Annotated in this window: 12 protein-coding genes; 8 read left to right on the forward strand and 4 right to left on the reverse strand. The window is 34.0% G+C overall.

Going from position 1 to position 12,071, the window contains the following annotated elements:
- The first annotated feature begins 187 nt into the window (after positions 1-187).
- Entirely contained in the window at positions 188-1,336 is a 1,149-nt protein-coding gene (locus tag UMR38_05355; GenBank protein ID MEC9485283.1) for a hypothetical protein, read from the forward strand.
- A gap of 52 nt (positions 1,337-1,388) precedes the next feature.
- Here the strand turns inward: UMR38_05355 and UMR38_05360 are convergent, their stop codons facing one another.
- Positions 1,389-1,895: a type 1 glutamine amidotransferase domain-containing protein gene (locus UMR38_05360; GenBank protein MEC9485284.1), complete on the reverse strand. Its 507-nt coding sequence runs from the start codon at positions 1,893-1,895 to the stop codon at positions 1,389-1,391.
- 160 nt (positions 1,896-2,055) lie between these two features.
- Here UMR38_05360 and UMR38_05365 point away from each other — a divergent pair, with 160 nt between their 5' ends.
- Complete coding sequence (locus UMR38_05365; protein MEC9485285.1) at positions 2,056-4,050, forward strand: copper-translocating P-type ATPase; 1,995 nt, start codon at positions 2,056-2,058, stop codon at positions 4,048-4,050.
- Between the two features lie 59 nt (positions 4,051-4,109).
- On the opposite strand, the gene UMR38_05370 is transcribed toward UMR38_05365, so the two are convergent.
- Positions 4,110-5,093, reverse strand: a complete 984-nt coding sequence (locus UMR38_05370) for an aldo/keto reductase (protein ID MEC9485286.1) — start codon at positions 5,091-5,093, stop codon at positions 4,110-4,112.
- 372 nt (positions 5,094-5,465) lie between these two features.
- Here UMR38_05370 and UMR38_05375 point away from each other — a divergent pair, with 372 nt between their 5' ends.
- The 6 genes from UMR38_05375 (at position 5,466) to UMR38_05400 (ending at position 9,819) form a co-directional block, all read left to right on the forward strand.
- The gene (locus UMR38_05375) at positions 5,466-6,638 is read left to right on the forward strand and encodes an MFS transporter (GenBank protein ID MEC9485287.1); all 1,173 of its coding nucleotides are present in this window, start codon (positions 5,466-5,468) and stop codon (positions 6,636-6,638) included.
- A gap of 110 nt (positions 6,639-6,748) precedes the next feature.
- Entirely contained in the window at positions 6,749-7,375 is a 627-nt protein-coding gene (locus UMR38_05380) for a class I SAM-dependent methyltransferase (GenBank protein ID MEC9485288.1), read from the forward strand.
- A gap of 29 nt (positions 7,376-7,404) precedes the next feature.
- On the forward strand, positions 7,405-8,046 hold the full coding sequence (locus UMR38_05385; protein ID MEC9485289.1) for an ABC transporter ATP-binding protein: 642 nt from the start codon (positions 7,405-7,407) through the stop codon (positions 8,044-8,046).
- Positions 8,039-8,839: an iron export ABC transporter permease subunit FetB gene (gene fetB / locus UMR38_05390; GenBank protein ID MEC9485290.1), complete on the forward strand. Its 801-nt coding sequence runs from the start codon at positions 8,039-8,041 to the stop codon at positions 8,837-8,839. The genes UMR38_05385 and fetB overlap by 8 nt, the downstream gene beginning before the upstream one ends.
- A 14-nt stretch (positions 8,840-8,853) precedes the next feature.
- Positions 8,854-9,060 (forward strand): hypothetical protein, encoded by a 207-nt coding sequence (locus UMR38_05395; GenBank protein ID MEC9485291.1) that lies wholly within the window; start codon positions 8,854-8,856, stop codon positions 9,058-9,060.
- Between the two features lie 258 nt (positions 9,061-9,318).
- Positions 9,319-9,819 carry a GGDEF domain-containing protein gene (locus tag UMR38_05400; GenBank protein ID MEC9485292.1) on the forward strand — a complete coding sequence of 167 codons (501 nt, stop codon included), beginning with the start codon at positions 9,319-9,321 and terminating at the stop codon, positions 9,817-9,819.
- A gap of 41 nt (positions 9,820-9,860) precedes the next feature.
- Here UMR38_05400 and UMR38_05405 read toward each other — a convergent pair whose 3' ends face one another.
- Both UMR38_05405 and UMR38_05410 read right to left on the reverse strand, forming a co-directional pair.
- Positions 9,861-10,475, reverse strand: coding sequence for an ABC transporter ATP-binding protein (locus tag UMR38_05405; GenBank protein MEC9485293.1), 615 nt, complete (start codon positions 10,473-10,475; stop codon positions 9,861-9,863).
- Positions 10,472-12,070 carry an iron ABC transporter permease gene (locus tag UMR38_05410; GenBank protein ID MEC9485294.1) on the reverse strand — a complete coding sequence of 533 codons (1,599 nt, stop codon included), beginning with the start codon at positions 12,068-12,070 and terminating at the stop codon, positions 10,472-10,474. Before UMR38_05410 ends, UMR38_05405 begins: the two co-directional genes overlap by 4 nt.
- Position 12,071 lies beyond the last annotated feature (1 nt).

Here is a 12,071-nt window from a genome sequence, read left to right on the forward strand (position 1 = left end):
GTTAGTCCGTTTGGCTCGGCTTAATCTTTGATTATATACCGAGCTTGAATATTTCAATTGTACATGTCTTTCTGTTATAGAAAAAAAGACTATATTAGTATGTTACTTAATCTATTTTGTCAAGAATGATATAATATAATTAAGAAAGTAAAAATATTTATTTGCACAACAATAGGAGGTTGTAATTTTGTACGAAATTATTCAAGATTTTAATCATGAAATTTTCGAGGAGAAAGATGGACCATTTGTATCTATCTATCAGAACACACACAAAATACCGAATGACGTGCAACAAGATCTATTAACATTTAAAAATTTACTCAAGAAAGTTGAAAAATCGCTACATGAAAATTATGATGGTGATGTGGCTGAAGCTGTTTTGACACCATTAAGAGAGTTGAAAGAAGTTAATTCATTTTGGAATACAAATACCAGTGCGTTTGCCCTACTAGCAACTCAAAATGATTTTGTTGTCTTTCGCTTAAATAAAGAAGTGAAAGAAAAGGCAATTGTCGCAGATACTTTCCATACGAAACCATTAATTAGACATTTTCAAACACGTGGAACTTTTGATGTGCTCACATTAGACCGTGAGAAATTTGCTTTGTATTTCTGTAATCAAGATGTTTGTCATAAAGTGGTATTTGAGGAAGGAATTCCTGTGACCAAAGAAGAGGTGCTTGGCACATTAGATAAAGATGAATACTTATCACATGCGTCATATAATGGCGCTGGGAATCAAGCGATGTATCATGGACACGAAGACAATAAAGATATTATTGAAAAAGATACTGAGCGCTATTTCAGATATGTTGATCACTTTATTAACGACACATACTCAAAACCAACAAATCGACCACTTGTGTTATGGGCGCTACCTGAACATCAAGGTGTATTCCGTAAGATATCTAAAAATAAGCACTTAATTGATGAAGGAGTAAACCACTCAGATAAAGAGTTAACTACTGACAAAATCCAAGAAGAAGCATGGGAAGTTGTTAAGCCGGTTTATCACAAAGAGATTGAAGAATTGCAAAATCGGTATCAACATGCTCGATCAAAAGGATTAGGATCTGACAATATTCAAGACATTGGTAAAAAAACGATTCAAGGAAATGTTGAAGCGGCTATAATCACCGCAGAAAGGTCTATTCCAGGTAAGTTAAACGAAGTAGATGGAACAATTTTAGAAGGAAAATTAGATAATCCACGATACGATGATGTATTAGATGATTTAGCTGAACACATTACTCAACAAGGTGGAAAAGTCTATGTATTAAAAGAAGATGAGATGCCAACTGATACTGGAATCGCAGCTATCTACAGATATAAATAAGATATAAATAACAAAACCGCTTAGAGTGATTAGACTCTAAGCGGTTTTAAATTTAAGCCATCTGTTCAATTAACGTCTTCACAAAGACAGGCAAATCGTTTGGTGTCCGTGATGTGATTAAGTTATCATCAACCACAACTTCACGATCAACATATGTTGCACCAGCGTGTTTAATATCATCTTGAATAGAATAAAATCCGGTTAAGGTTTTGTCAGTCAAGTCACAGCTAGAAATCATCATCCATGGACCATGACAGATTGCAGCAATAGGTTTTTTGAGAGTGTTCATCTCTTTGACAAAGTCAATCATATCAGGTGAACGGCGCATATAATCTGGTGAGTATCCACCGGGAATCACAACCGCATCATAGTCCGCTGCTTTAATATCTTTTACTGCTTTGTGACTTGTTGTGCTTTGGTCATGCTTGCTCGTATAAGCTTGTTTTGCTTTGTGACCAATAAGTTCAACAATATAGCCAGCTTCTTGTAGTCTGTAATAAGGATAGAATAATTCATTATCCTCAAATAAGTTTGCTACTAAAATGGCGACTTTTTTCATTATTATCTCTCCTCTTTGTTTCACGCTTTATCTTAAGCTGGTGCATCTACTTTTAGTATAGAAAATAATCATATAAATGCAACTAAGACGACTATTTAATTTGTTTGTATTGATTGTCAGAAATTTCTAATAGCGTTATAATACACGTAGGAGGTATTTTATGGATAAAGAACATAATCATTCTGATAATCACGGAAATCACAATCACAAAGATCATCATAAAATGATGATTGATGATTTTAAAAAACGGTTTTATATTGTATTAGTATTGACGATTCCTATTTTGATATTATCCCCTACTGTACAAGACTGGATTTCTTTAACCTTTAGTTTTCCAGGAGATGCTTATCTATTGATGGGCTTATCGACCATTGCATTTTTCTATGGGGGCTGGCCATTTCTGAAAGGTAGTTATAAAGAGATCTTTAAAGAAACCATTGGTATGATGACCCTTATTGCATTAGCACTCACAGTTGCTTATGTTTACAGTAGTGCGACAATACTTGGGTTAGAGGGTAAAGATTTCTTTTGGGAACTAGTTACTTTGATTCTCATTATGTTGCTTGGGCATTGGATAGAAATGAAGTCGGTTGTCAGTGCATCGAGTGCACTGGATGAACTAGCTAAACTGATTCCTGATGATACCCATAGAGTAACTGATGATAGAACGGAAGATGTCTTAACCAGTGAGATTGAAGAAGATGACATTGTTTTAGTCAAGCCAAGTGAACGCATACCATTGGATGGTGTTATCGTAGAAGGCAACAGTCATATCGATGAATCTGTGCTTACAGGTGAATCTCAACCTGTTCACAAAGATGTGGGTGATGAAGTTATTGCTGGGGCGATAAACGGTAATAAAGCGATTAAAGTCAAAATCACACATAAATCTGGTGACTCTTATGTCTCGAATGTTATTAAGATTGTAGAAGAGGCCCAATCATCAAAATCAAAGACACAAAATTTTACTGATAAAGCAGCGTTTTACTTAACAGTTGTGGCTATCTCTGTCGGGATTGGAACATTAATAACATGGTTTATTATTACAGGAGACTTAGCCTTTTCAATCACACGCATGGCTACTGTTATGATTATTACCTGTCCGCATGCTTTAGGATTAGCCATTCCCCTTGTGGTTGCAAACTCAACAACCTTAGCAGCTAAGAATGGTCTGATTATTAGAAATCGCACTGCATTTGAAAACTCACGAAATATTACTGCGATGGTCTTTGATAAAACAGGAACATTGACCGAAGGCGAATTTGCTATTAGTGAATATAATACATTAAATGATAAACAATCAAAAGAAGATATTTTGATCATTGCAGGCAGTTTAGAGCATGCTTCTGAACATTCAATTGCCCAAGCATTTATGAAAGCAATTGATGACGCTGACCTTGATCAACGTGATGTAAAAGATTTTGAAATCATTCAAGGAAAAGGGGTCAAAGGTAAAATTGATGGAACACTATACTATGTTGTTAGTAAGAACTATCTTCAGGAACTCGATTTAACATTACCCGAAGATGTATCCATTGAATCTACGGGTACACAATCTTTTTTAGTCACTGAAGATTCAGTGTTAGGATATTTTGTCCTCAAAGATCAGTTAAGAGAGTCATCTAAAGAGTCAATTCAAACTCTTAAAGACCGTGGTATTGAATGTTGGATGCTTACAGGAGATAATGAAGCAGTTGCGAAAGAAGTCGCAGAAGAACTTGATTTAGATGGATATTTTGCTGAAGTGTTACCAGATCAAAAGCAAGATAAGATTAAATCATTACAAGATGATGATTATATCGTCGCAATGACTGGTGATGGTGTCAATGACGCGCCTGCTTTAGCACAAGCAGACATTGGTATTGCCGTTGGATCAGGAACAGATGTCGCAGTAGAAACCGCTGATATAATCTTAGCTAATAGTGATCCTAAAGATATCGTAGACCTACAGTATTTTGGAACGAAAACTTATCAAAAAATGATTCAAAACTTAATATGGGCAACTGCCTATAATGTTATTGCTATTCCATTAGCAGCCGGTGTGCTTTACAATCAAGGTATCCTTATCCCACCGAGTGTAGGTGCTGTTGTCATGTCATTAAGTACCGTAGTTGTAGCGATTAATGCAAAATTATTATCGTTTGACAGATCATAACTATTCATAAAAAAACACGCCAATACAGATGTATTGGCGTATTTATTTTATTGTTTTCTTTACCACATATAATGGACGGGTTCTTTGATGTACTTATTATACACAGATTTTATTTTAGCCATTTCTTCATCGGTTAATGGGTCTAAATCAACAGCTTGAACATTGCTTTTGACATGTTCTGTTTTACTAGCACCTGGAATAACAGTCGATACGGCATCAAACATTAATATGTAACGTAAGGCAAGTTGAGGTAATGATTTATCTGGAAATAAAGATTTTAACTCATCAACAGCCTTTAATCCTGTTTCAAAATCTACGCCACTAAAAGTTTCACCTTTATCAAATGCTTCACCATTACGATTAAAGTTACGGTGATCATCCTTTTTAAATGTCGTATCTTTCGAGAATTTACCTGATAATAATCCACTCGCTAATGGGACACGGACAATAACGCCAACATTGTGCAATTTAGCTTGTTCAAAGAATAACTCAGCTGGACGTAATCGGAACATATTGAAAATAATTTCAATGGCTTCTACACCCTCATATTCCATTGCTTTTAAGCCTTCTTCTACACGTTCAACGCTCACACCATAGTGCTTAATCTTACCTTCTTCTTTAAGTGTGTCCATTAACTTAAAGACCTCAGGCATGTAGTAGACATCTGTTGGTGGACAATGTAATAACACCATGTCTAATGCATCAACATCCATGTTTTCTCTTGAGTCATCTACATACTTACGTAAGGTTTCTTCATTATAGGCTTCTGCAATATGCGGATTTGATTTTCTTCCGGCTTTTGTAATAACAAATGGTTTTTCTTTAAGTGTTTTAATATATCTCCCGATGGCATTTTCACTCATGCCACCTTGATAAACATCCGCTGTATCAAAACAAGTAATATCTAATTCCGTTGCCGTTTTGAGCGTCTTAAATGCTAACTCATCATCATAAGGATCGCCCCATTTACCACCTAATTGCCAACAACCAAGTGATATTTCACTAACGGATACATCTGTTTTCCCTAATTTTCTATACTTCATAATAACCTCCTTATTCTTATTATATACGATTTAAAAGAAACCTCAAAGTTATTGCGTAAGTATCTTAACACATGGAATTCGATACTTAATACATAGTAGATTAAGGTAAAATTGTCATATATTGATGATTGACTAAGACTTTTTAAAAATATAGGTTTTGAGGCCTTGCATCTTAAGAACTAAAGAAGAAGAGATTAAATGTTTCTAACAAGTTGATATAAATTTATATATGTAAAAAATTTATAAAAAAATAAATTCTATTATGATTAACCTTCATTAACAGGTGGTTTTAATTTGCTATAATCACTTGACTATTTTGTGGGATGTTGTTATTCTTAAATGTAATTTGAACTTCAAAGAAAAGGTGATTTTATGTCATGGCTAAAAACAGATGGGAGAGTAGTAATTCCAGGGATACTTATGATGCTTGTTATGGGAAGTGTTTATAGTTACTCAGTTTTTCGTTTACCGATTGAATCCTATTATGATGTATCAACGAGTCAAAGTGGCACACCTTACATGCTCAGTTTGTTTTTCTATGCTGTTTTCATGGGGATTAGTGGTAAAATTTTAGAACGTATACATTTATTTTATGTGATGTTAATTGGGGTGTTTTGTATATCAATTGGCTGGTTGATTGCGTATTTCAGCTCCCTTTTTATATTGTTATCAATCGGATATGGTTTATTTATTGGAACTGGAATTGGGTTAATTTATGGGATTCCTTTAATGGTAATAACGCAACAATTCCCCCATAAAAAAGGTCTATACCTAGGACTTGTACTGCTTGGGTTTGGATTAAGTCCATTCGTAACTGCTCCATTTTTACAATCACTTGTAGAAAACGTGGGACTTCATTCAACCTTTCTCGTGATGAGTGTATTAACATTGGTTATATTGACTGTTTTAGCGTTCTTTTATAAAGGATACTCGAATACTTCTCAGCATCTTACCTTAAAACCATTTAAAGAGACTTTAAAACAAAGCAACTACCTGTTTTTATATCTACTATTTTTTATCGCAACCTTCATTGGACTAAGTGTTATAGGATTTAGTTCTACATATGCCGTGAATGTTTTACATTATTCATTGAAAGAAGCTGCTGTATTTGTATCATTGTTTGCTATTTTTAATGGTGTGGGCCGTGTTATATTTGGTTTTTTAACTGACCGATATCATTTAGGGAATGTAATGCTTTTATCATTTGTATCAATTATGATAAGCACGTTGTGTATCGTGCTCTTTGTAGAAAGTGTGATGTTTTTCATTCTTGCTTTTTCAATCCTTTGGATGAACTTGGGTGGTTGGTTAGCAATAGCACCGGCCGCAACATCTCAATTGTTTGGAAATATCGCATATCCTAGAAATTATGGATTTTTATTTAGTGCCTACGGTCTTAGTGCCTTAGCAGGAGTCTACATTACGGGAAACTTAATCGATTACTATGGACAGTATCAATCAACATTTATGTTGTTCCTAATTTTATCAACCCTTGCACTGTTTGTCACACTGAAGTTTAAACACCAATTGAAAAATATTATATAGTGAATAGGTTAAACGTATAGAAAAATCTATACGTTTTTTTTTGCACCAATTTCCATAATTGTACTTTTAGTGATATAATGAAAGTATCAAGGATGGATGGAGGTAAGATTATGAGTTTATGGAACAAAGGTTGGTTTAATTTTTTGATTGCACCAATATATGGTTGGTTTTATAAAGGACAATATAAGCGGTACAAAAAAGTTGTCACAGATATGCAAGAGACCTTAGATGTTACAGACTTTCATACTGCAATAGATTTGGGTTGTGGCACAGGGGCTATGTGCGCTGTTTTACATGACCTAGGATTAGACGTCACAGGTATAGACCAAGCGAAATCAATGATTAAAGTGGCTAAGAAGAAAACGAAAAACCGTGATATAACGTTTTTAGAACATGACTTACTAGAAGGTATCCCGTTCAATGATAAGCGATTTGATATAGCTATAACATCCTATGTTGCACATGGGTTAACCATCGAAGAACGTAAAAAGCTATATCAAGAAATGTGTCGTCTTGCGACAAAATGGGTCATTATCCATGATTATAACGATGAACGTGCTTTTTATACATCAACAGTAGAGTGGTTTGAAGGTGGCAATTACTTTACATTCATTAAGGACCCAAAACTTGAAATTGAACAACACATTCAGGAACTTGAAACATGCTTTGAGGAAGTACAAGTTGTACAAGTAGATATCCGGGCAAACTGGTATATTTGTAAACCGAAGTCATTATAGTTGTTACATTATAAATTAGGAGGAAATGGATGCTTTACACTGGAGAAAATCTACGTTACAAAACGGTTCTTGATATCGATCAGTTTACAATAGAAGAACATCAAATAACAGTTTTATTAGGGCCAAGTGGGGGTGGAAAAACAACATTCCTCACACTGTTAAATAAAATGATTTCACCTACAGAAGGCACTTTGATGTTTCATGATAAACCCATTGATGAATTTGATTCGGTTCAATTAAGAAAAAATGTTGTCTTATTACAACAAACCCCCTATCTTTTTAAGGAGACAGTGTTAGATAATTTTAAAATCATCGCCAAATATCACGATTTAAAGGTTGATAAAGATAAGATTCAACAATTACTTAAAGATGTTGATTTAAATAAAAAATTAGATGATCATATCAAAAATTTTTCAGGTGGCGAAAAGCAGCGCCTTGCCTTAGCAAGGCTTCTCTATTGTCATGCGGATGTAATTCTTTTAGATGAACCATCAAGCAGTTTAGATGAAAAAACTGAAGCGTTTGTAATTAAGAAGATTGTTGAGTACGTCAAAAATAATAATAAGTCACTTATTATGATTACCCACTCAACAAAGATAGCAAAGACCTATGCTGAAAAAATCATTAAAATTGAAAATGGACAGATTAAAGAGGTGATTGATAATGAATAATGGCATAATTGAAATTGGTTATTATCAATTGGCAATTGCGTATATATTTATCATCATTATTTTATTTTTAATGAAACGCCGTCACATTTCACGAGAAAAAGAACTATTCATTGCAACGGTCAGAATGACTGCACAATTAATTTTGGTTGGGTATATCCTTGCCTATATTCTAAACAATCCCCATCCATTAATCAGTTTAGGTGTTATTTTACTTATGGTAACCTTTGCTATATATACGGTCTTTAGTAAGTTTAAAGGACAGTTATCTAGACCCTTAAAACATGTCATCGCATTTGCGTTGTTTGCAGGTACATTACCCGTATTAATGTTTTTCACCTGGGCTGTCATTGGGATAGAACCATATTATAATCCTCAGTATTTAATACCACTGACTGGGATGATTATTGGTAATTCAATGACAGGTATTAGTTTAGGTATTAAGACTTTGGTTGAAGGATTTACGACCCAAAAAGATGAGGTTGTAGAGGCTTTAATTCTTGGCGCGAGTGCTAAAGAGGCTTCGAATAATATTATTAATTCTGCCTTTGATTCAGCTATTATGCCAACCATTAATTCAATGCTTGGTATGGGCATTATATTTCTACCAGGTATGATGACAGGTCAAATATTATCTGGCGTAGATCCTAGATTATCTGTTTTATATCAAATAGCAATTATGCTAGGCATTTTAGGTGGCGTAAGTTTAACAACATATATTGCTTTAATAGTCGGCTATAAAACATATTTTAATCATCAAGTACAATTAATTGACTTTTCATACCTTGACGAATAAGAGGAGATAATTATATGGCAAAAGACCTTAGGAATATGACAAAAGAAGCACTCATCCAACATGTTCATGATTTAGAAGACACTATTAGTAAAATGTTAAAAGAAAAAGAAGATACATTTTCAGTTAACTTTCCTTGGGCAGGCAATTTGGGACAATGGGAGTGGTTTTATGATAAGGATCTCGTTGTTTATAATGACAAAAAAGCTACGCAAATAGGTTAAGATCCAGAAAAAATAGGGACGGTTGGCTTTGAGTTTTTCACAGAAAAACTACATGAAGATGACTATGAACGTGTGATGGATAATATGCGTAAACACCTTTAAGGTGAAACAGATGCCTATGAAGTTGAGTATCGCATCCAACATAAAGATGGGCACTATTTATGGTACTATGACCGTGGCATTGTAACGAAACGAGATCACGATGGCAAACCATTACTCTTACAAGGGATTGTCTTTGATATTTCTAAGTCTAAAAAAATGGAAGAACGCTTAAGAGAATTATTAGAACAAGATGACTTAACTAAAGCCTATAATCGTCGTGAACTATATAATGTATTAAATGGATTGATCGAACAATACAATAAAACAGGCGAAAGATTCTCCTTAATTATGTATGATATTGATCATTTTAAAAAGATCAATGATCAACATGGACATTTAATAGGAGATAAAATATTAAAAGAATTGTCACAATATATCATAGATCACAAACGGTCAAAAGACACACTCTTTCGATATGGTGGAGAAGAGTTTATTATTACCTTAGGTGATACCAAGTTAGACGGTGCTAAGCAATTAGCAAAACGCTTTAAAGAGGGTATTTCTGAAGTAGATTTTACTGATGTAAGTGAAATGACTGTCAGTATGGGTGTGGTTGAGTACCATGACAATGAAAGACCAGATGATTTATTAAAACGTGTAGATGAGTTTATGTATAAAGCTAAAGAAGCTGGCCGAGACCAAATTAAATTTGAATAATTCAAAAGCCTATGACAGATTTTCATTGTCATAGGCTTTTATTATATATTTACGATACGCGCTTCAAGCGCAAGGGCATCATTTATATCATGTGTTACTAAGATTGTTGTAATATGTAATGATTGTAACACACGTTTAATATCAAATTGAATCTGTGATTTTAATTCGGCATCAAGTGCGCTAAAAGGTTCATCAAGTAACAATACCTTCGGTTCAGTCACCAATGTTCTTGCGATAGCTACGCGCTGTTTTTGTCCACCGCTTATTTCATGAGGATACCGTTTTAGTAATTCAATAATATCTAACTTTTTAGCAATCTTCTGAATTCTTTTTTGTTGCTCATTACGGGATAGATTATAAATACCATATGCAATATTTTTCTCGACAGTTAAATGGGGAAATAAAGCATTGTTTTGAAAGACATATCCAACTTCACGTTTATGAGCTGGCACATCGTTTATACATACACCATCTAAGAAAATATGACCTGAATCAGGTGTTTCCAGTCCTGCGATGAGACGAAGAACTGTTGATTTTCCGATGCCACTTTTCCCCTGAACTGCGATTATCTCACCCGGCTTCAAGGTTAAGTTAAAGTCGTTTAAAACAGGTGTTTTTATGTCATATGAAAATGTAATATCTTTTAATTGAATCATCGTTTATTACCTTCTTCCAAATAAATAATTAATCCAGTACACAATAAAATGATGATGAGTGAAGGGAATGCGGCGATACTGATCATTTCATTCCCGGCATACCGATAAACTTCTGTCGACAGCGTTTTAAAATTAAACGGCCTTAGACTATATACAATCGTTAATTCTTTCACCATATCTATAAAAAGGATAATAGCTACGGCGAAAATAGACCGTTTTAATACTGGAATGGTTACTCTAATTAAGGTAGAAAATTTAGTCTCACCTAAATTCTCAGAAGCTTCTAATAACGCATAGTCCATGCGGTTATAGGCAGACAAGAGGTTTGAATAAGCAATTGAAAAAAACTTGATAAAGAACCCAATAATTAAAATTGTTATGGTCGATGTGATGAGCATTTTATTTAGGCCAATAGGATTAAATAATCGGTAGAGGAATTGATCAAAACGAATAAATAATAGATACAACCCCAGTGCTAGTACCATCGAAGGGATAGCATACCCGATCACTGAGACACTGGCGAGTACCTGTTTCTTACGTCCTTTAATATGGACAGTAATTGTCGTTAAAATAAGCGCAACCAAAATAATCAGTACAATCGTAATAGATGTTATTAACAAGGTATTAAATGTAATGGTTAAAATATCTAAGTTAGGTAAGTAACGATAGTTGCTGATCACAGAAACGATCATTTGTGTAATTGGCAATAAAGCGCCTAAAGAGATGATTGTAATAATAAAGCCATAGGTAGCTAATCCTTGAATGAAATTAGGGGTTCTTAAAGCTAAGTGTCCATGCGTACTATCTGCGCTAGAATACCGTTTGTTTACCCTGCTTCGACGTTCTACAAAGATCAAAACAAACATAATAACAAGGATGTATAAGGCAAACCGTGCAGCACTGACAAAGTCACCTTGACCAAACCATGCTAGATTAACATACCTAGATAAGGTTAATACTCCATAATATTCCACAACCGCAAAGTCCGATAATGTTTCAAATAAAGCAAAAAGCATGGATCCAATAATCACTGGACGAGATAATGGTAAAATCAGTTTAAAAAACATTCTAAAATGTGATTGTCCGAGTGTTAAAGATGCTTCTACATAATCCGTTAAGTTTTTCTTCAAATAGGACTTTGAGGCAAGATACACATAAGGGTATAAGAATAGACTATAAATAAATACAGCACCATTCATAAAGAAGGGTTGTTTAATTAAAGTCTCTAAAAAAGGTAAGTAGTAAAAAATGTTTGTATATGTATACGCCGCAACATAAACAGGTATGGCTAAGGGTAATATAATAAGTATATTAACGACACGCCTATACTTAATATTAAAAAATGTCATTAAGTAAGCTAATAAGAAACCAATTATTGATGAGAAGAGGCCGACTTTAACAATAAGTTCAACTGTTTTGATGATCCCCTCTAATAAGGCTTTGCTTTCCCATAGTGTTTGAAAATATAATGAACTTTCTCCAAAAGATTTAATAACTAATTGAATAAGTGGTAATAACACAAAAAATGGGATAATTAACCCCATTATTGTGAATATGAACTTGTCATTAGTTTTACGTAAGAGAGGTAATATCATA

The organism is Candidatus Izemoplasma sp. (assembly GCA_036172455.1).
GTDB lineage: Bacteria > Bacillota_I > Bacilli_A > Izemoplasmatales > Izemoplasmataceae > JAIPGF01.

Coding starts and splice junctions, on each gene's coding strand:
- UMR38_05360 (MEC9485284.1), bottom strand. CDS start 1,895: ATGAAAAAAGTCGCCATTTTAGTAGCAAACTTATTTGAGGATAATGAA.
- UMR38_05365 (MEC9485285.1), top strand. CDS start 2,056: ATGGATAAAGAACATAATCATTCTGATAATCACGGAAATCACAATCAC.
- UMR38_05370 (MEC9485286.1), bottom strand. CDS start 5,093: ATGAAGTATAGAAAATTAGGGAAAACAGATGTATCCGTTAGTGAAATA.
- UMR38_05375 (MEC9485287.1), top strand. CDS start 5,466: ATGTCATGGCTAAAAACAGATGGGAGAGTAGTAATTCCAGGGATACTT.
- UMR38_05380 (MEC9485288.1), top strand. CDS start 6,749: ATGAGTTTATGGAACAAAGGTTGGTTTAATTTTTTGATTGCACCAATA.
- UMR38_05385 (MEC9485289.1), top strand. CDS start 7,405: ATGCTTTACACTGGAGAAAATCTACGTTACAAAACGGTTCTTGATATC.
- fetB (MEC9485290.1), top strand. CDS start 8,039: ATGAATAATGGCATAATTGAAATTGGTTATTATCAATTGGCAATTGCG.
- UMR38_05395 (MEC9485291.1), top strand. CDS start 8,854: ATGGCAAAAGACCTTAGGAATATGACAAAAGAAGCACTCATCCAACAT.
- UMR38_05400 (MEC9485292.1), top strand. CDS start 9,319: ATGGAAGAACGCTTAAGAGAATTATTAGAACAAGATGACTTAACTAAA.
- UMR38_05405 (MEC9485293.1), bottom strand. CDS start 10,475: ATGATTCAATTAAAAGATATTACATTTTCATATGACATAAAAACACCT.
- UMR38_05410 (MEC9485294.1), bottom strand. CDS start 12,070: ATGATATTACCTCTCTTACGTAAAACTAATGACAAGTTCATATTCACA.